The following is a 22391-nucleotide window of genomic DNA, read 5'->3' on the forward strand; positions in this document are numbered from 1 at the left end:
TCAGGCCTCCCTCTTCCGGGGCAGCGCGGTGATCCGCAGATCGGGACCGACCTGCGTAACGTCGGTGATCTCCAGGTCGATGGCGTCGCCGATGGTCGTCACGCCGGCGTCGATCAGCGCGGTCGGGCCGGCGCCGAGCAGCTTCGGCGCGACGTAGCCGACGATCTTGTCGATCAGGCCGGCGGCGAGGAACGCACCGGCCAGCGTGGGGCCGCCCTCCAGCAGCGCGGCCCGCACGCCGCGGTGGTGCAGCTCGGCCAGGAGCGCCACCAGGTCGACCCGGCCGTCCGGGCCGGCCCCGACCTCCGCGGCGGTGGCCACCCAGGTCCGGGCCGCGCCGTCGCGGACCCGGGCGTCGACCGGGGTACGCCCCGAGCTGTCCACCACCACCCGCAGCGGCTGCCGGATGGCGAGCGTGCCGTCGCGCAGGTTGCGGGCGGTGAGCCGGGGGTCGTCGGTGAGCACGGTGCCCACCCCGGCGAGCACCGCGTCGACGGTGCCGCGCAACGCGTGCACGTCGGTCCGGGCCGCCTCCGAGGTGATCCACATGCTGGTCCCGTCGGCGGCGGCGGAGCGCCCGTCGAGCGTGGCCGCGTACTTCCAGATCAGGTACGGCCAGCCGCGGCGCATCGAGGTGAGCCAGGCCACGTTGCCGGCCTCGGCCTCCTCGGCGCGTACCCCGAACGCGACCTGGACCCCGGCGGCGCGCAGCGTGGCCGCGCCGCCGGAGGCCACCGGGTTGGGGTCGGGCACGGCGATCACCACCCGGGTGACGCCGGCGGCGATGAGCGCGTGGCTACAGGGGCCGGTGCGGCCGGTGTGGTCGCACGGTTCCAACGTGACCACCGCGGTGCCGCCGCGGGCCCGGGTGCCGGCCTGGGCCAGCGCGACGATCTCGGCGTGCGGTCCGCCGGCGTACGCGTGGAAGCCCTCGCCGACGACCTCGCCGTCGGGATCGAGCAGCACGCAGCCGACGACCGGGTTGGGGCTGGTGGTGCCGAGGCCACGGGCGGCCAGCGCGACGGCGCGACGCATCGCCTCGTCGACGGAGACGCTCGCCATGGCCCGCCCTGCCCTTCCGCTCGCCGGTCACGCGCGGGCGGGGTGGGGAGCGACGGCACGAGTGCCGCGGACACGCGGCGGCGGAGAACCGGGGACGGCGACAGCCGACCCCGGGGAGCCCACGGGCGCGGCTGAGGGTGCTCAGCGGCCGGCAGGGCCTCCCCCGTTCCGCGCGCTGTCTCCCATCCGGACTTTCTGGGGAGCGGACGAGCCGCACCCCAACCGTCGGCCCCGGATTCTCACCAGGTCCACCGTCCGGCCGAAGCCGTCCGGGTCGCGGGCTTACCACGGTCGGGCCGTGGATCACCGCCGGTTCGGAATTTCACCGAGCCCCGCCAGCGCGTGGTGGGTACCCCGGAAGTCTTACACGTTCCACGGCGGCGCGCGCCATCCAGGCGAGCTACCTCACAGCAGAGCGCACGATCACGTAACTCCGCGACGGCGGTCGACCGCCACGTACGACCCGGGTTGGCTCTTGGCCACCGTCTTCATCTCCGAGGCCACGGCGATGGCCTCCAACGGGTCGGTGAACCGCTTGCCGCTGTCGGACAGCGACACCCCGATGGAGAGCGTGACCAGCGCGGCGCGGCGGATGTTGCCCCGCCGGTCCTTCAGCTCGACGAAGCCGCGTTCCCGGTCGGTGGCGTCGTAGAGCGTGTCGGCGGCGTTCTCGAAGTCGACCACCGCGCGGCTGGTCAGCGGCCGGACCTGGGTCGGTGCGCAGACGATGACGAAGTCGTCGCCGCCGACGTGGCCGAGGAAGGCCGGCGGCAGCCCGATCGACACCACCGCGCGGTGCAGGCTGCGGGCCAGCGCGGAGATGAACTCGTCACCCCGGACGAAGCCGTACCGGTCGTTGACGCTCTTGAACCGGTCGATGTCGACGTAGCCCACGGCGTAGTCCACGCCGCTGCGCACCCGGTCGCTGATCTCCCGCCGGATGCGGCTGTTGCCGGGCAGGCCGGTCAGCGGGGAGACCTCCCGGAACTCCTTGTTGCGGCGCAACGTGGAGCTGACGCGGGCGACCAGCTCGGCGGTGTCGAACGGCTTGACCAGGTAGTCGTCCGCGCCGGCACTGAGGCCGTTGACCTTGTCGGAGGTCATGCCCTTGGCGGTCAGCATGATCACCGGCAGGGCGGAGGTCATCGGGTCGGCGCGCAGCCGGCGGGTCAGTTCCAGCCCGTCGACGCGGGGCATCATGAGGTCGACCACGGCCAGGTCCGGCCGTTGCCGCTCGATCACCTCCAGCGCCTCCTGGCCGTCGGCGGCGTGCAGCACCTCGAAGCCGTGCAGGCGCAGGTTGAACTCGACGAAGCGGGCGATGTCCTCGTCGTCGTCGACGACCAGGATGACGTCGGGTCGGTCGCCGGCCGGGTCCATCTCAGGCCCCGGTCATCGCACGTTCCGCCAGGCCCCGCAGGCGGCGTACCGCCTCGGCCGGGTCGTCGGCGCCGTAGACCGCGGTGCCGGCGACGAACGCGTCGGCGCCGGCGGCGGCAGCCTGCTCGATGGTGTCCGCGGCGATGCCGCCGTCGACCTCGATGCGCAGCTCCAGGTGGCCGCTGTCGACGTGGCGGCGGGCGGCGCGCACCTTGTCCAGCAGCGACGGCAGGAACCGCTGGCCGCCGAAGCCGGCCTTGATCGTCATGATCAGCAGCGTGTCGAAGCTGGGCAGCAGCTCCAGGTACGGCTCGATCGGGGTGTCCCGGTCGATCGCCAGCCCCGCCTTGGCCCCGGCCGAGCGCAGGTCCTTGGCCAGTGCCACCGGGTCGTCGCACGCCTCGGCGTGGAACGTGACGTTGTACGCGCCGGCGTCGGCGTACCCGGGGGCCCAGCGACGCGGATCGGTGATCATCAGGTGCACGTCGAACGGCAGCTCGGTGGCCGCGAGCAGACTCTGCACCACCGGCAGGCCGATGGTCAGGTTGGGCACGAAGTGGTTGTCCATGACGTCCACGTGCAGCCAGTCGGCGGCGGACTCCACGGCGCGGACCTCATCGGCGAGGCGGGCGAAATCGGCGGCCAGGATGCTGGGCGCGACGACGGGCGGCGGTACGGTCACGGGGCCAGTGTACGAACGTGCTCACCCCCCGGCCGCAGCGCGGCACCACGAAGGACCGACTGTGACCCGACCGTCACCTTCGGTGCACATTTCTGCTGTCCGGGCCGGAAATCTGCACGAATAGCCGTCGATGACTGGCCGATCGATTGAAAGATGACGAAACTCCTACAGGGACGGTCACATATGCTGCACGCCCGGGCGCGGAGGACGCCGCACGGGCCGCGGCGACCGGTTGCCATCTCTCCGGCGAAGGAGCGGACGATGCGACGGTGGCTCCACGCGCTCACGCTGGCCGGCGCCGTGACGGCGGTGCTCGCCGGCTGCGCCCCGACGCACCGGGCCGACGGGGACCTCATCGACGACTGGGCGGCGCTGCCGGCGCCCCGGCTGTTCGTCCCGGCCACCGACGCGTGTCTGCCGCGGCTCACCGCGGTGGTGCCGGCGGCCACGTACGAGACGGTGGACTGCGCGGGCAGCCACCTGGCCGAGGCGGTGCACGTCGGCACGTTCACCGGGTCGGCGGCCGACGGCGCCCGCCCCGAGCCCGGCTCCCCCGAACTGCGCGACGCCCGGGCCGAGTGCGACCAGCGGGCCCGGGAGATGATCGGCGGGGACTGGCACGCCGCCCGGCTCACCCTGAACATCGCGCTGCCGCCGGCGACCGCCTGGATGGCCGGCGCCCGCTGGTACCGCTGCGACCTCGCCGAGACCGGCAGCATCGACAACACCCGGCCGGTCAACCGGGTGGGCAGCCTGCGCGGCGCACTGGTCGGCGACAACCCGCTGGTGCACCGCTGCTTCGACCCGAAGCTGATCGGCGCGAACCTCAACTACATGGCCCCGGTGCTGTGCACCGAGCCGCACCGGGCCGAATTCGTCGGCGTCTACTCCGAACGCGACATGAGCTGGGCCGAGTTCGCCCGGGCCGCGCCGGCCGCGCACCGGCGCTGCATGACGCTGATCGCCACGTTCGCCGACGTGCCGGACAATGCCGAGCTGCCGTACCGGGCCGGGTCCATCTTCTACCCGCCGTCGCAGCGGGAGTGGGAGGAGGGCGACCGGGGCGTGCGCTGTTTCCTGTGGAGCGACGACCGCAAACTGACCCGCTCGATGCGCGGCGCCGGCCCGGAGGGACTGCCCGCCATCTGACCGTCGTCCCGCCGGGAGCCGGCCGCCCTCGTGCGACAGGTCCGCGGCCCCGTTGCCGTATGCTGCGTCGCCGAGGCGTACCGGTCGGCCGGGCGGCTCCGGACGGCGGGAGGTCGGTCGCGATGCGGCGATGGTGGGCGGCGGTCGCCGCGGGCGCGGTGGCGGTGCTGGCGCTGGGCGGTTGCCGCGCGCCGGCCGGGGTGGACCGCGACCTCACCGACGAGTGGCCGGCCTTCGCCACCCCGGCGGGCTTCGTGCCCGAGGCCGACGTCTGCCACCCGACCGTCGCCGACGTCGGCTACCTCAGCGGCTACCAGCCGGTCGACTGCGCCACCTCGCACCGCGCCGAGACGCTGCACGTGGGCACACTGACCGGCCCGGACGCCGGGCGCTCCGCGCCGCCGCGCACCGGCTCGACCGGCATCCGCACCGCGCACGCCGAGTGCGCGCGGCAGGTCACCCGCGCCGTCGGCGCGGACTGGCGGTCCGGGCGGTTGCAGCTCTCCGTGGTCTTCCCGTCCGCGCTGGCCTGGTCCGGCGGCGCCCGCTGGTACCGCTGCGACGTCGCCGAGGTGACCGACCTGGACGAGGGCAACGTGGCCGCGCGTACCGGCAGCCTGCGCGGCGCGCTCAAGCCCGGCTCACCGCTGGCGCTGGGCTGCTTCAACCCGAAGCTGAGCAAGGACGAGGTCCAGGCCATGCGGCCGGTCGCCTGCACCGCGAAGCACCACGCCGAGTTCGTCGGCGTCTACCTGGCGCCCGACGTCACCTACGCCGAGTTCCAGCGCACCTCGCTGCGGGCGCACAAGGCGTGCCGGGCGTTGATCGCGAAGTACGCCAAGGTGCCGAACGACGGGAAGATGCAGTACCGGGCCGGCACCATCGTCTACCACCCGTACGAGCAGCAGTGGCGTGACGGCGACCGGGGTGTGCAGTGCTTCCTCTGGGTCTCCGACCGGACGCTGACCCGCTCGGTGCGGGGCGCCGGCGGCTCGGTGCTGCCGGTCACCTGAGCCGCGGGCGGGGCGGGCGTCGGCCCACCCCGCCCGGTGCGCTCAGTCGACCTGGAGCGTCACGTCGTCGATGACGAAGCTGGTCTGGAGCGAGGCGTCCTCGACGCCGGTCCACTTGAGCGTGACCGTCTGGCCGGCGTACCCGGCGAGGTTGAAGCTGCGCTGGGTGTAGCCGGTGGCCTTGTTCAGGTTCGAGTAGGTCGCCAGCGTGGTGGAGCCGACCTGCACGGTCAGCTTGTCGTACGCGGTCGAGGTGGTGGTCTCGGCCGAGTCGATGTGCAGCCAGAACGCCAGCGTGTAACTGGTGCAGCCGGTCGGCAGCGTCACCGACTGGGAGAGCGTGTCGGTGCGCGAGGAGCCGTACCCGTTCAGCCACGCCTTGTACGAGCCGGTCCGGGCCGCCTGGCCGGCGTCGTTGGTGATCACGCCGGAGCTGGTCGTCCACGGCGTGGTGCCGGACTCGAAGCTGCTGTTGCCGATGAGCTGCCCGGCGGTGCAGCCGCCGCTGCCGCCGGTCACCGTGATCGTGTACGTGGCGGTGCGGGTGGCCGAGCCGGTGCCGGTGACGGTGAGCGTGAACGTGCCGGTGGTCGCCGTGGACGAGGCGCTGACCGTCATGGTGGCGGAGCCGCCGGAGGTGACGGACGACGGGCTGAAGCCGACCGTGACGCCGCTCGGGGCGCCGCTGGCCGACAACGACACGGTCTGGGCGCTGCCGGCGGTGGTGGCGGTGCTGACCGTGGCGGTGGTGGAGCCGCCCCGGGCGACGCTGCCGGAGGTGGGGCTGACCGCGACGGAGAAGTCGTTGGTCGGCGTGCCGCCGCCGACCGCCAGCGCCCAGATCGCGTACGCCACGCCGTCCGCGCTGCGGTTGAGCACCGTCGTGTTGATGTTGCTGGTGGTGTCGCAGGAGCGGTGGTAGCAGCCGTCGTACGCCGCGCCGGAGGTGCCGCCCCACTTGGCGGCCTGGGCGGCGGTCTTGGTGTAGCTGGCGCCGGCCGCGTAGCCGGAGGTCTGGATGCCGGCGTTGGCGAACGAGTAGTCGTCGGAGCGACCCTGCCCCTCGGTGTTCTCCTCCGGCTGGATGCCGAACGAGTCCCAGTACGCCTTCAGCGGCGCCGCGGTGGCCGAGGTGATCCGGTTGATGAAGTAGCCGCCGTTGGGCGAGCCGACCATGTCGAAGTTGTAGTAGCCCTTGATGTAGCCCCGCTGGGTGGTGCTGAGCTGGTTGACGTAGTGCTTCGAGCCCTGGAGGCCCTGCTCCTCGCCGTTCCACCAGGCGAACCGGACCCGCTTGGTCATGGTCGGGTTCTGCGCGGCCAGCACCAGCGCGTTCTCCAGCAGCGTGGCCGAGCCGGAGCCGTTGTCGTTGATGCCCGGGCCGGCGGAGACGCTGTCCAGGTGCGCGCCGAACATGACGACCTGGTCGGTGGGGCCCTGCGGCCACTCGGCGATCAGGTTGCTGCCCGGGTAGGTGCAGGTGGTGCAGTTCTGCTCGGTGACCGTGTAGCCGGCGGCCTGGAGCTTGCCCTTGACGTAGCTGACCGAGGCGGCGTAGCCGGCCGAGCCGGCCCGGCGGTTGCCGCCGTTGCTGCTGGCGATGGAGTTGAGCTGGGTGAGGTGGGCCTGGACGTTGGTCAGCGAGACGTCCGGTGCGGCGAGCGCGGCGGCGGCCGGGGCGGGGGCGGCCGGAGCGGGGGCGGAGGCGGGCGCGGCGGAGGCGGTGCCGGCCAGGCTCGCCGTCGTCAGGGTGGCGACGAGGGCGAGCGCGAGGCTCGTGGTCGGCGTGCTGCGTCTCATGGAGACTCCTCGTGGGGGTGGTGCGGGCGGGGGTGACGGCCGTGGACCGGTGATCGGAACAGTTACATGCATCGATCACTTAGTCAACGGGCCCGTCACATCCCACCAACCCCCTCCCCCACCCGGGATGCACCCGGCGCGGGGCCTCCCCCACCGCCACCCCCCACCATCTCCCCCGCTGATTCACGGAAAGAGTGGGCATGGCGCGCGAAATGCCACCACTTTCCGTGAATCAGCACCGGGAAACGGGTGGGGGGTGAGGGGGTGGGCGCGGGTCAGCCGCGGCGGAGCACCGCCAGGAACATGGCGTCGGTGCCGTGCCGGTGCGGCCAGAGCTGCACCGTCGGACCGTCACCCAGACCCGGCATGCCGGCCGGCAGCAGCGGGCGGGCGTCCACGAAGTCGACCGGGAAACCGCACCGCCGGGACGCCTCGGTCACCGTCACGTGCGTCTCCACCACGTGCGGCGAACAGGTAACGTACGCCACCACGCCGCCCGGACGGACCGCGCGCAGCGCGGCGGTGAGCAGCTCGCGCTGCAACCGGGTCAACGGCGGCAGGTCCGCCGGCTGCCGGCGCCAGCGGGACTCCGGCCGGCGACGCAACGCGCCCAGGCCGGTGCACGGCGCGTCCACCAGCACCCGGTCGAAGTGCCCCTCCGGCAGCTTCGGGTCACCGCCGACGTCACGCCCGTCGAGGTGCAGCACCGTGACCGGCAGGCCACGGGTCGCCTGCTCGACGAGCCGGGCCCGGTGCTCCGCCACCTCGACCGCGGTCAGCCGCGCCCCGCGCTGCGCGGCCAGCGCGCCGAGCAGGCCGGACTTGCCGCCCGGACCGGCGCACAGGTCCAGCCAGCGGCCGTCCGGGCCGTCCACCGGCGCGTTCGCCAGCGCGTCCGCCACCAGTTGGGAGCCCTCGTCCTGCACGTGGGCCCGCCCGTCGGCGACCGCCGCCAGGTCACCCGGCGCGCCGCCGGACAGATAGACCGCGTACGGCGAGAACGCGCCGGGCGCGCCGCCGACCTCGTCGGCCAGCGCCACCGCGTCGGCCCGCCCCGGCCGGGCGCACAGGTGCACCGGCGGGCGCTCGTTGTCCTCGATGAGCAGGCGGGTCGTCTCCCCCAGGTCACCGCCGAGCGCCTCGGCGAACGACCGGACGATCCACTGCGGATGGCTGTACGCCAGCGCCAGGTGACCGACCGGATCGACCCCCTCGGCCGGGGCGAGCTTCGCCACCCAGGCGTCCGCGTCCCGGCCGGCGATCTCCCGCAGCACCGCGTTGGCGAACCCGGTCGCGCCCGGCCCCACCATGCGGACCAGGTCCACGGTGGACGACACCGCTGCGTGCGCCGGCACCCGCGTGTGCAGCAACTGGTACGCCCCCAGCCGCAGCGCGTCCCGCACCGGCGGGTCGATCCGCTGCACGTCCCGGCCGGCCGCGTCGGTGACGATCGCGTCCAGCGTGCCGGTGTGCCGCAGCGTGCCGTAGGTCAGCTCGGTGGCGAACGCGGCGTCCCGCCCGCTCAGCCCCGCCTCGCGCAGCATCGCCGGGAGCACCAGGTTGGCGTACGCGTCGTCGCGGTGCACCGCCGCGAGCGCCTCGTACGCGACGTGCCGGGGCAGGTCCACCGTCGGCCGGACCGGACGCTGCCCGCCCCGCCGCTCGCCACCGCCCCGGTACGGCCGGTCACCGGCGCGACCCGGACCACGCGGCCGGTCGCCGGCGCCACGGTCGTACCCCCGCGGGCGCTCACCCTCGACGGGCCGCTCCGGCCCGCTCACGCGGAGTCGCCCTTCGCTCGCGACTGCGGGGCTCGCAACACCGGCTCACTCCTCGCGCTCACGCGAACACCTCGCCCGCGGCGACCCGGGCGCCGCGCGCCCAGTCGCCGGCCGACATGGCCTTCTTGCCGGCGGCCCGCACCTCGCCGAGCCGCACCGGCCCGGTCGCGGTGCCCACCAGCACCTGGGACTTCTCCACCAGCAGCTCCCCCGGCTTCAGCTCGGGGCCGTTCGCCAGCGGCGTGACCGGGCCGAGCTTCACCCGGTCGTCACGGAACGTGGTCCACGGGCCGGGCGCCGGCGTGCAGGCCCGCACCCGCCGGTCCACCGCGAACGCCGGATCGGTCCAGCGGACCCGGGCGTCGTCCACGGTCAGCTTCGGCGCCAGCGAGACCCCGTCGGCCGGCTGCGGCTCGGCCCGCGCGGTGCCGGCGCCGATCGCGTCGAGCACCGCGACCAGCAGCCCCGCGCCGGAGTGGGCGAGCCGGTCCAGCAGGTCGCCGGACGTGTCGGCGGGCCGGACCTCGTCGGTGACCGTGCCGAAGACCGGCCCGGTGTCGAGTCCCGCCTCCAGTTGGAACACGCTGGCCCCGGTCAGCTCGTCGCCGTGCAGCACGGCGTGCTGCACCGGCGCCGCGCCCCGCCACGCGGGCAGCAGCGAGAAGTGCAGGTTGATCCAGCCGTGCCGGGGGATCTCCAGCGCCACCGGCGGCACCAGCGCGCCGTAGGCGACCACGGGTACGCAGTCCGGCGCGAGCGCGCGCAACCGGTCGAGGAACTCCGGCTCGCGCGGCCGGGCCGGGGTGAGCACCTCGACGCCGTGCGCGTCGGCCCACGCGCCGACCGGCGAGCGGACCAGCCCCCGGCCCCGGCCGGCCGGGGCGTCCGGGCGGGTCACCACGGCGAGCAGCTCGTGGCCGGAGGCGGCGATCGCATCCAGGGCCGGTACGGCGACCGCCGGCGTGCCGGCGAAGACCAGGCGCATCCCGGTCACCGTCCCAGGCCGAACGGATTGTTGAGGCTGTGCGGGCTCAGCTTGACCGTGGGCGGGGCGCCCTGGTCGTACCACTCGGCCTCGCGGATCGCCTTCATGGCCTCCTTGCGGCCGGCCGGGTCGAGCCGGTCGACGAAGAGCACCCCGTCGAGGTGGTCGGTCTCGTGCTGCACGCAGCGGGCCATCAGGCCGGTGCCGACGATCTGCACCGGGTCGCCGTGGGCGCTGAAGCCCTTGGCGATCACGTTCTGCCGGCGCTTGGTGTCGAAGTAGAGCCCGGGGATGGAGAGGCAACCCTCCGGGCCGTCCTGTTCCTCGGCGTCGGGGAACTCCAGCACCGGGTTGACCAGGTGGCCGAGCATGTCGTCGACGTCGAAGGTGAACACCCGAAGGCTCACTCCGAGCTGCGGCGCGGCCAGGCCGGCGCCGTTCTGCTCACGCATCGTGTCGGTCAGGTCGGCGACCAGCTTGCGCAGCTCGGCGTCGAAGTCGACCACCGGGTCGGCCGGCGTGCGCAGCACCGGATCGCCGAACAGACGGATGGGCTGAACGGTCACGCGGCGGGGCTCCTTGTCTGGGACGGGTGGTGCGCCCCCCAGTCTACGGAGTCGGCCCGGCCGCCCCCGGCGGCGTACCGGCAACGGTGATCGGCGCCGCCTCCGGCCCCGGCGTGACCGGCAACGTGGCGTAGCCACGCAGGGTGAGCCGGACCCGCCGCTCGGGCCGGCCGGCCAGCGCCAGCTCGGGCAGCCGGCGCAGCAGCAACGGGAACGCCACCTGCGCCTCCAGCCGGGCCAGCGCCGCGCCGAGGCAGTAGTGCGGCCCGGCGCCGAAGGACAGCGGGTGGACCTGCGGACGCCACGGGTCGAAACGCGCCGGCTCCGGGAACCGGCGGGGATCCCGGTTCGCCGCGCCGAGCATCACGATGACCCAGCTCTCCGACGGCAGGTCGACGCCGCCGTGCCGGGACGGCGCTGTGCTCATCCGGGAGGTGAGCTGCACCGGCGAGTCGTAGCGCAGCAGCTCGTCGACGTACCCGGGGGCGAACTCCGGGTGCGCGCGCAGCGCCGCCGCCGCGTCGGGGTGGCCCAGCAGCGCCACCAGGCCGTTGCCGAGCAGGTTGGTGGTGGTCTCGAAGCCGGCCACCAGCAGCACGATCAGGTTGGCCAGCAGCTCGTCACCCGACAGCCGCTCGCCGCCGGCGTCGTGCGCCTGGACCAGCGCGGTGGTCAGGTCGTCGGCGGGGACCCGGCGCCGGGCCTCGACCAGGTCGGTGAAGTAGGCGCGCAGCTCCGCCGCGCCCCGGTCGGCCACGGCCAGCTCGTCCGGTGTGATCTCCGGCTCCAGCACGCCGGTCAGGTCGGTGGCCCACCGCCGGAACAGCGGCCGGTCCGCCGCCGGCACGCCGAGCAGCGCGCAGATCACCCCCACCGGCAACGGGTACGCGAACGCGGCCATGAAGTCGACCGGCGCCCCGCCCCGACCGGCGGCCAGCATGGCGTCGACGAGCGCGTCGGCCTGCGTCTCGACCACGCCGCGCATGGCGGCGATCCGGCGCGGGGTGAACGCGCCGGCGGCCAGCCGCCGCATCCGGCTGTGGTCGGGCGGGTTGGTGCGCAGCATCGACCGGGAGATCGACAGCGCCGCCGGGCTCTCCCGCCAGCCGGGCATGAACTGGTCCCGCAGGCCGTCGTCCATCACCCCGAACCGGGCGTCGCGCAGGATCTCGTCGGCCTCCGCGTAACCGGTCACCACGAAGAAGACCGGGCCGGCCCGGACCACCGGCCCGTGCGCCCGCAACCGTTCGTACGTCGGGTAGGGATCGACCCGACCCGCGGGGGACATCAGCAGCGCGAGGGCGTCGGCAGGATCCACGGGCGGCCTCCCAGGCATCGGAGGACCCCATCATCCTCCGGCCCAGCGGATCGGGCGACCCCGTCGGTCAGGCCCCGGCGCCCGGTTCCCCGGCCAGCACCGCGCCGCCGCCCAGCAGCGCGTGCTCGGGCAGCGGCAGCGCGATGCCGTGCGCGTCCTCCCAGTCGTGGATCAGGGCCGGCCGGGCCTGGGCGGCGAAGAAGTCGACAGCGCTCAGCCCGCCGACCACCGGCTCGTCCACCTCGGCGACCAGCCGGGCCGCGACCATCGGGACGCCACCGCGCACCGCGGCGCTGAGACGCCGGTGCCCGTCGACCACGAAGAAGTACTCACCGGTGTAGCCGATGCTCAGCGGCTCGACCGCGGTGTCCGCCTCGCCGGCCGGCTCCGGGTCCCAGAGCCCGCGCAGCGTCGCGACGTCCTCGGTCGGGTAGACCCGGGTCGGGTCGAGCAGCAGCAGCGGCTGGCCGGCGCGCAGCACGTCGGCGCCGAGCCGGCCCTCGTAGACGTCGACGACGTGCGCGATCACCTGCTCGGGCGTGGCCCGGGTGGTGTCGCAGACCAGGTCGTAGTTGCGCAGCCGGGCCTTGTCGACGCCGTACCGGACGATGAAGCGGTTGCGCTCGCTCTCGCTGCGCTCCCGCAGCTTGGCCCGCGCCTCCTCCAGCGAGGTGTAGCTCTCGGCCGGGCCGGACGGGCGGGCCAGCACCCGCCGGGCCGCCTCGGTCGGCTCGGTGATCATGTGCACCTTGAGCGCGTCGGTGAAGAAGTGCCAGGCCAGGCGCGAGTCCATGACCAGCGACTCGCCGGAGGCGGCGATGTCCCGCTGGAGCTGGTCGACGTAGCCGTCGACCGCCTGGTCCAGCTCGGCGTGCAGGTTGAGCTGGAGCGCGGTCATCTGCCGCTCCTGCGCCATCTGCCGGTAGAGGTCGCCGACGCTGACCCGGCGCAGCCGGAGCCGCTTGGCGATCTCGACGGAAACGGTGCTCTTGCCGCTGCCGAGGTCACCGTTGAAGACGATCGACTGACGAACGGTCACGACTGGTCCACCCCTGCTCACCGGCTGACTGACGACATCGAATCCGTGTGGCCCGACGTGCTTCGGACAGCCGCCGCGCCGCGTACCGCGCGGAAATCCGCGCGACTGGGCATGACGGGCGATGCTATCACCGCCCGCTACCCAATTGCCGGACGAGGTGTGCGACAAACCCCAGCTCACGACCGTACGCGAGGGTCCGGGTGCGCTCCGTCACGCTCCGGCGGCCCGCTCAGAACAGGCTCAGCGGGTCGACCTGGAGCCGGACCGGCTCGGCGGCCTTGCGGGCGCTGCGCTGCCCGGCGGCGGCGTGCAACGCGTCGGCCAGCGCGCCGGCCCGGGCCCGCGGGACGCGGACCAGCATCCGTTCCCGGCCCTCCTCGGCCGGCACCGGACCGAGGACCTCGGCGCCGTCCGGCAGCCGGGTGCCGGCCAGCAGGTCGGCCACCGCCTCGGCCGTGCCGGTGACGCTCGCCATCCGCACCGCCGGCGGGAAGCCCAACTCGCGGCGCTCGGCCAGCTCCCGGGCGGCGAACCAGGCCGCGTCCCAGCGCAGCAACGCCTGCACCGGCACCAGCGCGCCGTCCGCGACCACCACCACCCGGCCGCCCGCCGCGCCGGGGCGGGCCAGCGCGGCGCCGGCCAGCCAGCGACGCAGCGCCTCCTCCCCGGCCCGCAGGTCGGCCCGGGTGAGCAGCGCCCACGAGTCGAGCAGCAGCACCGCGCCGTAGCCGCCCTCGGCGACCGGTTCGGCGCCCGGCGTGGCGATCACCAGGCCGGCGCCGCCGGGCACCGTGGCCAGCACCTCCTCCCGCCCCGAGGTCCGCACCGGCACGCCCGGGAACGCCCGACCCAGTTCCTCGGCGGTCCGCCGGGCGCCGGTGACCGAGGCGCGCAGCCGCCGCCCACCGCACTCCGGGCAGGCGTACGCGGCGGCGACCCGGCCGCACCAGCGACAGGCGGGGATGCCCTGCGCCGACGGCAGGGCGAGCGGGCCGGCGCAGTGCGGGCAACGCGCCGGGGCCCGGCAGTCCGCGCAGGCCACCGACGGCAGGTAGCCACGGCGGGGCACCTGCACCAGCACCGGCAGGTCGGCGCGGAGCGCGTCCCGGGCGGTGGTCCAGGCCAGGCTGGGCAGCCGGGCGGAGGCCGCACCCGGGTCCCGGGCCAACTGCGGGTCGTCGCCGGTGGGCGCCATCGCCGGCATCCGCGCCCGTACCGTGGCCCGGTCGGCGACCACCTCCCGGGCCCAGCCGGTCTCCACCAGCAACTGCGCCTCGGCGGTCCGCGCGTACCCGCCGACCAGCGCGGCGGCGTCGGTGAGCTGCGCCCGGGTGAGCAGCACCTCGCGGGCGTGCGGGTAGGGCGCCCGGGGCTCGGCGTGCAGGTCGTCGCCGTCGTCCCAGACCGCCACCAGACCGAGCCGCTCCACCGGGGCGAACATGGCCGCGCGGGTGCCGATCACCACCGGCGCCTCGCCCCGACGGGCGGCCAGGAACGCGCGGTAGCGACGGGCCGGCCCGTCCGCGGCGGTGAGCCGGACGTGCCGGTCCGGGCCCAGCACGGCGGTCAGGGCGGCGTCGAGACGGTCCAGGTCCCGGCCGTCCGCGACCACCACCAGGGCACCCCGGCCCCCGGCCACGGTGGCGGCCACCGCGTCCGCGTACCGGTCGGGCCAGTCCTCCCCCGGCAGCGCCGACCACACCGCGCGGGCCGGCCGCCCCTCGGCGAGCGCGCGCAGCAGCGCCGGCCCGGCCGGATAGTCCCGCCAGCCGCGCGGGTCGACCGCCACCCCGTCGCCCTCCACGTCGGCCACGGCGGCGGCCGGGGGCCCGGTCGCGGTGAGCGCGGTCGCGGGCTCGGCGGCGGCCCGGGGCCGGATGGCGGTGTCGGCGGTCGCGGGTTCGGCGGTGCCGGCGGTCGCGGGCTCGGCGGCGTCGGCGGTCGCGGGCTCGGCGGTGGGGCCGGTCGCGGGCTCGGCGGCGGTGGCCGTCTTCTCGGCGCGGGCGTGCCGGGGCGGCACGGCGAGCCGGAGCACGTCGGCCAGGCTGCCGGCGTACCGGTCGGCGACGGCCCGGGCCAGGCGGGCCACCTCCACGGAGAGCACCGGCACCGGGGAGACGACCTTCTCCAGGTACGCCAGCCGGGGATGCGCGGACTCCGCGACGCGCTCCAGCAGCCAACCGTCGACGAGCTGGCCGGCGAAGCGGACCTTCACCCGCACCCCGGGCCGGGCGTCGGCGTCCAGCGCCTCCGGGACCAGGTAGTCGAACGGGCGGTCGAGGTGCGGCAGCGGCACGTCCACGCAGACGCGAGCGACCGGCGACCCCTCGGCGGGTCGCCGGTCGCGGCGCGTGTCGGCGGTCAGGCTCCCGCGGCCGACTTGAGGTCGGCGGCCCGGTCGGTGCCCTCCCAGGTCAGGTCCGCCAGATCCCGGCCGAAGTGGCCGTACGCGGCGGTCTGCCGGTAGATCGGGCGCAGCAGGTGCAGGTCCCGGATGATGGCGGCCGGGCGCAGGTCGAACACCTCGGCCACGGCCTTCTCGATCGAGGCCACCGGCACGGTTTCGGTGCCGAACGTCTCGATGAACAGGCTCACCGGGTGCGCCTTGCCGATCGCGTACGCGACCTGCGCCTCGCACCGCTCGGCCAGCCCGGCGGCGACCACGTTCTTGGCCACCCACCGCATCGCGTACGCGGCCGACCGGTCGACCTTCGACGGGTCCTTGCCGGAGAACGCGCCGCCGCCGTGCCGGGCGTACCCGCCGTAGGTGTCCACGATGATCTTCCGGCCGGTCAGCCCGGCGTCACCCATCGGGCCGCCGATCTCGAACCGCCCGGTCGGGTTCACCAGCAGGCGGTAGCCCTCGGTGTCCAGCTCGAGGCCCTCCAGCTCCGGCGTGATCACGTGCTCCCGCACGTCCGGCGTGAGCAGCGACTCCAGCGAGATGTCCGCCGCGTGCTGGCTGGAGACCACCACCGTGTTCAGGCGGACCGGTCGCAGCCCGTCGTACTCGATGGTCACCTGGGTCTTGCCGTCCGGCCGCAGGTAGGGGATGGTGCCGTCCTTGCGGACCTGCGCCAGCCGGCGGGCCAGCCGGTGCGCCAGCGCGATCGGCAGCGGCATCAGCTCGGGCGTCTCGGAGCAGGCGAAGCCGAACATCATGCCCTGGTCGCCCGCGCCCTGCGCGTCCAGCGCGCTCTCCGACCCGCCGGTGCGCAGCTCGAACGCGTTGTCCACGCCCTGGGCGATGTCCGGCGACTGGGCGCCGATCGAGACGCTCACGCCGCAGGACGCACCGTCGAAGCCCTTCTTCGACGAGTCGTAGCCGATGCCGAGAATGGTTTCCCGCACAATGGTCGGGATGTCGGCGTACGCCTTGGTGGTCACCTCGCCGGCGACGTGAACCTGGCCGGTGGTGATCAGCGTCTCCACCGCGACCCGGCTGTGTGGGTCCTGTGCGAGCAGCGCGTCGAGAATGCCGTCGCTGATCTGGTCGGCGATCTTGTCCGGGTGGCCTTCCGTGACCGATTCGGACGTGAAGAGACGTGTCACGGCACTCCTAAGCATGTAAAAACGTTTGAAGGTCGCTCGCGACAGTTTAGTCGTCGGGAGTCCGGCGTCATTCGCAAACGTGCGGAGACCAAGGGTCAGGACGGCCCGTCCAGGCGGACCGCCACGAGGTCCCAGACGGCGTCGGCCAGGGCCTCCTTGGGTTGCTCGGGGAACCGGTGCACGGCCCCGTCGGCACCCATCACGACAGCCGCGTTGGTTTCCGCGCCGAACACCTTGTCGATGCCGACCTCATTGACCACGATCAGGTCGGCGCGCTTGCGGGCCAGCTTGGCCCGGCCGTTGGCCTCCGCGTCGTGGGTCTCCGCGGCGAACACCACGAGCACCTGGCCGGCCCGGCGGGTCCGGCCCAGCTCGGCGGCGATGTCCGGGTTGGTGACCAGCTCGATGGTCGGCGCGGCGCCGCCCTCCGACTTCTTGATCTTGCCGGTGGCGTAGCTGGCCGGGCGGAAGTCGGCCGGCGCGGCGGCCATCACCACGGCGTCCGCGTCGGCGGCTGCGGCCAGCGTCGCGGTGCGCAGTTCCTCGGTGGTGCCCACCCGGACCAGGTCCACCCCGGCCGGGTCGGCGAGCGCCACGTTGGCCGAGACCAGCGTCACCCGGGCGCCCCGGGCGACGGCCGCCCGGGCGAACGCGTACCCCTGTTTGCCGGAGGACCGGTTGCCCAGGAACCGGACCGGGTCGAGCGGCTCGCGGGTGCCACCGGCGGTGACCACCACGTGCCGGCCGGCCAGGTCGGCCGGGGCGGCGACGCCGCGGGCCAACGCCCGGCGGGCGACCGCGAAGATCTCCGCCGGGTCGGGCAGCCGGCCCTTGCCGGTGTCCCGGCCGGTGAGCCGGCCGACCGCCGGCTCGATCACCCGGACGCCCCGGGACCGCAGCGTCGCCACGTTGGCCACGGTGGCCGGGTGCTCCCACATCTCGGTGTGCATGGCCGGCGCCAGCAGCACCGGGCACCGCGCGGTCAGCAGCGTGTTGGTGAGCAGGTCGTCGGCGAGGCCGTGGGCGGCGCGGGCGAGCAGGTCGGCGGTGGCGGGCGCGACCACGACCAGGTCGGCGTGCTGCCCGAGGCGCACGTGCGGCACCTCGTGCACGTCGGACCAGACGTCGTCGGCGACCGGCTGGCCGGAGAGCGCCGCCCAGGTCGGCGCCCCGACGAAGCGGAGCGCCGACACGGTCGGCACGACCCGGACCCGGTGACCCGACTCGGTGAAGAGCCGGAGCAGCTCACACGCCTTGTAGGCGGCGATGCCGCCGCCGACCCCGAGGACGATCTCGGCGGGCATCGGCGCGGGCGCGGTTACGGCTGGTCGGTCGGCTCGGCCGTGAGCAGGCCCGAGTTGATCTCACGCATGGCGATGGAGAGCGGCTTCTCCTGCGGGGTGGTCTCCACCAGCGGGCCGACGTACTCCAGGAGGCCCTCACCGAGCTGGCTGTAGTAGGCGTTGACCTGACGCGCCCGCTTGGCGGCGAAGATGACCAGCGCGTACTTCGAGGTGGTCTTCTCGAGCAGCTCGTCGATCGGCGGGTTGGTGATGCCCTCGGGGTTGGTGGCGATGGATCCCACGAATTTAACCTCTGCGTCTCGCTCGGCGGCGGTCGCCGCTCAACCGCGCTGCGGCGGTCGGGCCGGTGCCAGGAATGACGAACCGAGCAATCCTACCAGCTCGGCAACGGCCCGCTCGGTCCGGTCGTGCGCCACGGCGTGGGCGAACGCGGACGCGACGACCGGGTCGGCCCGGTACGCCGGCGGCGTGAGCAGCACCAGCCGGGCCTCCGGCACGACGGCCCGGACGGCGAGCGCGCCGGCCAGGTCCAGCGGCAGCAGCACCGGCCACCCCTGCGCGAGGGGGGACCGCACGTGCGCCCGGGGCACCCCCCGGCGGTACGGCCCGATCCGGCACCACTCCAGCAGCTCGCCGGCGGCGATCAGCCGGTCGAAGCCGGCCGGGTCGAGGAAGAGCCGGTCCACGCCGTCCCGCTCGCCCGGGCGGGGCGGCCGGGTGGTGGCGACCACCGGCACCCGAACGGACGCAAGGCGCGCCCGGACCAACTCGACGACACTGCCCCGGCCGGCCCCGGAAGGACCGGACAGGACAGTGAGCCGAGCCGCCGAGCGCGCCTCGTCATCCGTGCTCACCGCTTGTTTCTACACGGTGGTCCGCTCAGTTGGCGGCGAACTCTCCCAGCAGCGCCTTGCGCTGCTGCTCGCCGAGGCCACGCAGGCGACGGCTGTCGGCGATCTTGAGCTTCTCCATGATCTGGGTGGCCCGGATCTTGCCGATGCCCGGCATCGCCTGGAGCACGGCCGAAACCTTCAGCTTGCCCACGACGTCGTCGGACTCGGCCCGCTCGAGGACGGTGGCGAGGGTGGTCTTGCCCTGCTTGAGCTGCTCCTTCAGCTCAGCGCGGGCCTTGCGGATCTCCGCGGCCTTCTCCAGCGCGGCAGCGCGCCGCTCGGGGGTCAGTGACGGGAGCGGCACCAGTTCTCCTCAGGTCCCTAGTACGGCGGGCGGAGCCCCACCGCAACTGTGAAACGTGGTGTCGCTGGCAACCAAAGGGGTCCGTGGTTCCCAGCGCGGGGAAAACTAGCGGTCAACGGAGCTTTCGGCAACGTGGACGCGCGATGATCAACGTAAAGTGACCGAGCCGTCAGTCAGCCCGGCGGTGGTCAGGGCGCTCCGGCACTCGGCCAGCACCCGCTCCGCGGCGGCCCGCAGGGCGGCCGGGTCGGGCCCCGCGCCCAGCACCTCCCGGGAGTACGACGGCAGCACCGACGGCAGCGCGGCGCCGAAGACGGTACGCAGCCCGGCGGGCGTGCCGCCCTGCGCGCCCAGCCCCGGCGCGAGCAGCGGACCGTTCACCCCGCCGAGGTCGTGGCCGGTCTCGCCGATCGTCGCGCCGACCACCAGACCGAAGCTACCGAGCGGCTCCGCACCGCGATTGAGCTGGGAAATCTCATCGATGACGGCCTGCGCTACGGTGCGTCCGTCGGGCCCTACCGCGCGCTGCACGGCGGCCCCCTCCGGGTTGGAGGTGAGCGCCAGGACGAAGACCCCGCCACCGTGCGCGGCGGCCGTCTCGACCATCGGCGCGAGCGAACCTACTCCCAGGTAGGGGCTCGCGGTGACCGCGTCGACATACAGCGGGCTGGATGGATCGAGGTACGCCGAGGCGTACGCGCGGACCGTCGAGCCGATGTCGCCGCGCTTGACGTCGAGGAGAACGAGCGCGCCCACATTCCGCAACTGTCGGATAGTTGACTCAAGCACCGCCACCCCGCGCGAGCCGAAGCGCTCGAAGAACGCCGACTGCGGCTTGACCACCGCCACCCGGTCGCCGATCGCCTCCACCACGGTCCGGCAGAACCGGTCGAGCCCGTCGACGTCGTCGGGCAGCCCCCAGTCGGCCAGCAGGCCCGGGTGCGGATCGATCCCCACGCAGAGCGGTCCCCGCTCCGCCACGGCCCGGTGCAGGCGCGCGCCGAACGTCTCCATCGCGTCTCTCCCTCTTCCGGCGGCCCCGGGCCGCCTCGGTGTCCCGCGACGGCACTCCCGCCGCGTCAGGTCGCTCCGGCCGGACTCAGCCGGCCCTGGCCGCCCCGTCGGGGCTCAGCCGGCCTTGACCGCCGCCGCCACACCGGCGGCGATCCGGGCGGTGTCCGCGGCGTCACAGACGTACGGCGGCATGGTGTAGACGAGGTCCCGGAACGGGCGCAGCCACACGCCCTCGGCCGCCGCCGCGGCGGTGGCCCGGGGCAGGTCCACCTCGTGGTCCAGTTGCACCACGCCGATCGCGCCGAGCACCCGCACGTCGGCGACCCCGGGAGCGCCGCGCAACGGCGCCAGGCCGGCCCGCAGCCCCTCGGCGATCTCCGCCACCCGCCCGGCCCAGTCACCGGCGCGCAGCAGGCCCAGGGAGGCGTTCGCGACCGCGCAGGCGAGCGGGTTGCCCATGAACGTCGGCCCGTGCGCCAGCACTCCGCCGGACGAGATCGCGCCGGCCACCGCCGGGGTGCAGAGCGCCGCCGCCAGCGTCAGGTAGCCGCCGGTGAGCGCCTTGCCGACGCAGAGCACGTCCGGCGTGACGCCGGCGTGCTCGGCGGCGAACATCCGTCCGGTCCGGCCGAAGCCGGTGGCGATCTCGTCGAGGATCAGCAGGATGCCGTGTTCCCGGGTCACCTCGCGCAGCACCCGCAGGTAGTGCGGATGGTGGAACCGCATCCCGCCGGCGCCCTGGACCACCGGCTCCACGATGACCGCGGCCAGCTCGCCGGCGTGCCGCTCGACGGCGTCCACGAGCGCCGCCTCGTACGCCGGGTCCGGCGGGGCGTCGAAGCCGGCCGGCGGCAGGGGCGCGAACACCTGCCGGGGCAGCACGTCGCCCCAGAGGTGGTGCATGCCGCCCTCCGGGTCGCAGACGCTCATCGGGTGGAACGTGTCGCCGTGGTAGCCGCCCCGCCAGGTGCCCAGGCGGCGGCGCTCCGGACGCCCCACGGCGCGCTGGTACTGGAGGGCCATCTTCACCGCGACCTCGACGCTGACCGAGCCGGAGTCGGCCAGGAAGACGTGCTCCAGACCGTCCGGGGCCAGCTCGACCAGAGTGTGCGCCAGGCGTACCGCGGGCTCGTGGGTGAGCCCGCCGAACATCACGTGGCTCATCCGGCCGAGCTGGTCGGTCACGGCCGCGTCCAGCACCGGGTGGCGGTAGCCGTGGATCGCCGCCCACCACGACGACATCCCGTCGACCAGCTCCCGACCGTCGGCCAACCGCAGCCGCACCCCCGACGCGCTCTCCACCACGTAGGGCGGGCTGGCCGGTGGCGACGCCGCGTACGGGTGCCAGACGTGCTGCCGGTCAAGGGCGAGGATCTCCTCGGGCGTCACGGACTCTCCTCCTTCGTCCCACTCCCACGATCGTGCGGTTCCGGCCCGCGTCACGCCGCGGATCAGCGGTATGCCGGGGCGGGAACCGCACGGTCACGCGGCGGGGGTGCGGGTGGTGATGGCTCGGGTCAGGGCGGGGCCGCGGTAGATGAAGCCGGTGTAGAGCTGCACCAGGGCGGCGCCGGCGTCGAACATCCGGGTCGCGTCGTCCGGGTCGAGGATGCCGCCGACGCCGATCACCGGCAGCCGTCCGCCGGTTTCCCGGTGCACGAAGGCGACCACCTCGCGGGCGCGGGTGGTCAACGGGCGGCCGGACAGGCCGCCGGTCTCGGCGCCGCGCGCCCGGTCGGCCGGGGCGAGCCCGTCCCGGCCCAGCGTGGTGTTGGTGGCGATGACGCCGGCCGCACCCCGGTCGAGGCACACCTCCAGCAGCTCCGCCACCGCCGGTTCGGTCAGGTCCGGGGCGATCTTCACCAGCACCGGCTTCTCGCCGACCAGCGCGGCGAGCAGCGCGTCCAGGTGGGACCGGTCCTGAAGCGACCGCAGGCCCGGGGTGTTCGGTGAGGACACGTTGACCGCGAAGTAGTCGCCGTGGCCCTTGAGCGCCCGGTAGGAGGCGAGGTAGTCCTCGACCGCCTCGTCCAGCGGGGTCACCTTGGACTTGCCCAGTGAGATGCCCAGCGGGACGCCGAGCGGGCGTGGCAGCGCCGCCAACCGGGCCGCCAGGGCCTCGGCGCCGGCGTTGTTGAAGCCCATCCGGTTGACCACGGCCTCGCTGTCGCGCAGCCGGAACAGCCGGGGCCGGGGATTGCCCGGCTGGGCGTGCGCGGTCACGGTGCCGACCTCGACGAAACCGAAGCCCAGCGCCGGCCAGGCCGGCAGCGCGACCCCGTTCTTGTCCATCCCGGCCGCCAGTCCCACCGGGTTCGGGAACCGCACGCCGAACACGGTGCGCGGCGCCGCCCGGAAGTACGCCCGACGCAGCGCCGCCAGCACCGCCGGCCGCCGGGACAGCGCGGCGAGCCGCGCCAGCGTCCACTCGTGCGCCGCCTCCGCGTCCCCGCCCCCGAGCGCGAACAGCCGGGGCCGCACCACCCGCTCGAAGATCACCGCTCGCCCTCCGATTCGGTGATCATGAGGTTGGCGGCGGTGTGGATCTC

At 74.5% G+C, this 22391-nt stretch carries 20 protein-coding genes and 1 riboswitch; of the genes, 2 read left to right on the plus strand and 18 right to left on the minus strand.

Translation table 11 applies throughout. The features are described 5' to 3' along the window. The 3 genes from ribD to rpe form a co-directional block, all read right to left on the minus strand. Positions 1-1062 (minus strand): bifunctional diaminohydroxyphosphoribosylaminopyrimidine deaminase/5-amino-6-(5-phosphoribosylamino)uracil reductase RibD, encoded by a 1062-nt coding sequence (gene ribD / locus VKK44_RS17280; RefSeq protein WP_343442120.1) that lies wholly within the window; start codon positions 1060-1062, stop codon positions 1-3. Positions 1063-1232: 170 nt separating this feature from the next. Further along, a riboswitch (FMN riboswitch) is annotated at positions 1233-1406 on the minus strand. 79 nt (positions 1407-1485) lie between these two features. Continuing rightward, positions 1486-2442: a GGDEF domain-containing response regulator gene (locus VKK44_RS17285; RefSeq protein WP_343442122.1), complete on the minus strand. Its 957-nt coding sequence runs from the start codon at positions 2440-2442 to the stop codon at positions 1486-1488. 1 nt (position 2443) lies between these two features. Then, entirely contained in the window at positions 2444-3124 is a 681-nt protein-coding gene (gene rpe / locus VKK44_RS17290) for a ribulose-phosphate 3-epimerase (RefSeq protein WP_343442124.1), read from the minus strand. Positions 3125-3385: 261 nt separating this feature from the next. Here rpe and VKK44_RS17295 point away from each other — a divergent pair, with 261 nt between their 5' ends. Both VKK44_RS17295 and VKK44_RS17300 read left to right on the plus strand, forming a co-directional pair. Next, positions 3386-4273, plus strand: a complete 888-nt coding sequence (locus VKK44_RS17295) for a septum formation family protein (protein WP_343442125.1) — start codon at positions 3386-3388, stop codon at positions 4271-4273. Positions 4274-4395: 122 nt separating this feature from the next. After that, complete coding sequence (locus tag VKK44_RS17300) at positions 4396-5286, plus strand: septum formation family protein (protein ID WP_343442126.1); 891 nt, start codon at positions 4396-4398, stop codon at positions 5284-5286. Positions 5287-5328: 42 nt separating this feature from the next. Here the strand turns inward: VKK44_RS17300 and VKK44_RS17305 are convergent, their stop codons facing one another. The 15 genes from VKK44_RS17305 to VKK44_RS17375 form a co-directional block, all read right to left on the minus strand. Beyond that, the gene (locus VKK44_RS17305) at positions 5329-7086 is read right to left on the minus strand and encodes a M28 family metallopeptidase (protein ID WP_343442127.1); all 1758 of its coding nucleotides are present in this window, start codon (positions 7084-7086) and stop codon (positions 5329-5331) included. 275 nt (positions 7087-7361) lie between these two features. Further along, a complete protein-coding gene (locus VKK44_RS17310) occupies positions 7362-8867 on the minus strand; it encodes an RsmB/NOP family class I SAM-dependent RNA methyltransferase (protein WP_343442129.1) in 1506 nt (501 codons plus the stop codon). A 58-nt stretch (positions 8868-8925) separates the two neighbouring features. Then, complete coding sequence (fmt, locus tag VKK44_RS17315) at positions 8926-9852, minus strand: methionyl-tRNA formyltransferase (RefSeq protein ID WP_343447804.1); 927 nt, start codon at positions 9850-9852, stop codon at positions 8926-8928. A 5-nt stretch (positions 9853-9857) separates the two neighbouring features. Continuing rightward, positions 9858-10418 carry a peptide deformylase gene (gene def, locus VKK44_RS17320; protein WP_343442130.1) on the minus strand — a complete coding sequence of 187 codons (561 nt, stop codon included), beginning with the start codon at positions 10416-10418 and terminating at the stop codon, positions 9858-9860. A 43-nt stretch (positions 10419-10461) separates the two neighbouring features. Beyond that, positions 10462-11706: a cytochrome P450 gene (locus VKK44_RS17325; RefSeq protein ID WP_458351677.1), complete on the minus strand. Its 1245-nt coding sequence runs from the start codon at positions 11704-11706 to the stop codon at positions 10462-10464. Between the two features lie 97 nt (positions 11707-11803). After that, positions 11804-12775 carry an AAA family ATPase gene (locus VKK44_RS17330; RefSeq protein ID WP_343442133.1) on the minus strand — a complete coding sequence of 324 codons (972 nt, stop codon included), beginning with the start codon at positions 12773-12775 and terminating at the stop codon, positions 11804-11806. Positions 12776-13004: 229 nt separating this feature from the next. Then, the gene (locus VKK44_RS17335; RefSeq protein WP_458351542.1) at positions 13005-15077 is read right to left on the minus strand and encodes a primosomal protein N'; all 2073 of its coding nucleotides are present in this window, start codon (positions 15075-15077) and stop codon (positions 13005-13007) included. A gap of 59 nt (positions 15078-15136) precedes the next feature. Continuing rightward, positions 15137-16327, minus strand: coding sequence for a methionine adenosyltransferase (gene metK / locus VKK44_RS17340; protein WP_343442134.1), 1191 nt, complete (start codon positions 16325-16327; stop codon positions 15137-15139). A 95-nt stretch (positions 16328-16422) separates the two neighbouring features. After that, positions 16423-17631 carry a bifunctional phosphopantothenoylcysteine decarboxylase/phosphopantothenate--cysteine ligase CoaBC gene (gene coaBC / locus VKK44_RS17345; RefSeq protein ID WP_343442135.1) on the minus strand — a complete coding sequence of 403 codons (1209 nt, stop codon included), beginning with the start codon at positions 17629-17631 and terminating at the stop codon, positions 16423-16425. Positions 17632-17645: 14 nt separating this feature from the next. Continuing rightward, positions 17646-17912, minus strand: a complete 267-nt coding sequence (rpoZ, locus tag VKK44_RS17350) for a DNA-directed RNA polymerase subunit omega (RefSeq protein WP_025617742.1) — start codon at positions 17910-17912, stop codon at positions 17646-17648. Positions 17913-17951: 39 nt separating this feature from the next. Beyond that, entirely contained in the window at positions 17952-18485 is a 534-nt protein-coding gene (locus VKK44_RS17355; RefSeq protein ID WP_343442136.1) for a nucleoside/nucleotide kinase family protein, read from the minus strand. Between the two features lie 25 nt (positions 18486-18510). Continuing rightward, the gene (gene mihF / locus VKK44_RS17360; protein ID WP_343442138.1) at positions 18511-18828 is read right to left on the minus strand and encodes an integration host factor, actinobacterial type; all 318 of its coding nucleotides are present in this window, start codon (positions 18826-18828) and stop codon (positions 18511-18513) included. A 147-nt stretch (positions 18829-18975) separates the two neighbouring features. Beyond that, positions 18976-19842 carry an orotidine-5'-phosphate decarboxylase gene (pyrF, locus tag VKK44_RS17365; protein WP_343442140.1) on the minus strand — a complete coding sequence of 289 codons (867 nt, stop codon included), beginning with the start codon at positions 19840-19842 and terminating at the stop codon, positions 18976-18978. Between the two features lie 114 nt (positions 19843-19956). After that, positions 19957-21231 carry an adenosylmethionine--8-amino-7-oxononanoate transaminase gene (locus VKK44_RS17370; RefSeq protein ID WP_343442142.1) on the minus strand — a complete coding sequence of 425 codons (1275 nt, stop codon included), beginning with the start codon at positions 21229-21231 and terminating at the stop codon, positions 19957-19959. Positions 21232-21324: 93 nt separating this feature from the next. Further along, a complete protein-coding gene (locus VKK44_RS17375; protein WP_343442143.1) occupies positions 21325-22341 on the minus strand; it encodes a quinone-dependent dihydroorotate dehydrogenase in 1017 nt (338 codons plus the stop codon). Positions 22342-22391: the final 50 nt, after the last annotated feature.

This window comes from Micromonospora sp. DSM 45708 (assembly GCF_039566955.1).
Taxonomy (GTDB): Bacteria; Actinomycetota; Actinomycetes; order Mycobacteriales; family Micromonosporaceae; genus Micromonospora.

Coding starts and splice junctions, on each gene's coding strand:
- ribD (WP_343442120.1), bottom strand. CDS start 1,062: ATGGCGAGCGTCTCCGTCGACGAGGCGATGCGTCGCGCCGTCGCGCTG.
- VKK44_RS17285 (WP_343442122.1), bottom strand. CDS start 2,442: ATGGACCCGGCCGGCGACCGACCCGACGTCATCCTGGTCGTCGACGAC.
- VKK44_RS17295 (WP_343442125.1), top strand. CDS start 3,386: ATGCGACGGTGGCTCCACGCGCTCACGCTGGCCGGCGCCGTGACGGCG.
- VKK44_RS17300 (WP_343442126.1), top strand. CDS start 4,396: ATGCGGCGATGGTGGGCGGCGGTCGCCGCGGGCGCGGTGGCGGTGCTG.
- VKK44_RS17305 (WP_343442127.1), bottom strand. CDS start 7,086: ATGAGACGCAGCACGCCGACCACGAGCCTCGCGCTCGCCCTCGTCGCC.
- fmt (WP_343447804.1), bottom strand. CDS start 9,852: ATGCGCCTGGTCTTCGCCGGCACGCCGGCGGTCGCCGTACCGGCCCTG.
- VKK44_RS17325 (WP_458351677.1), bottom strand. CDS start 11,706: ATGTCCCCCGCGGGTCGGGTCGATCCCTACCCGACGTACGAACGGTTG.
- coaBC (WP_343442135.1), bottom strand. CDS start 17,631: ATGCCCGCCGAGATCGTCCTCGGGGTCGGCGGCGGCATCGCCGCCTAC.
- pyrF (WP_343442140.1), bottom strand. CDS start 19,842: ATGGAGACGTTCGGCGCGCGCCTGCACCGGGCCGTGGCGGAGCGGGGA.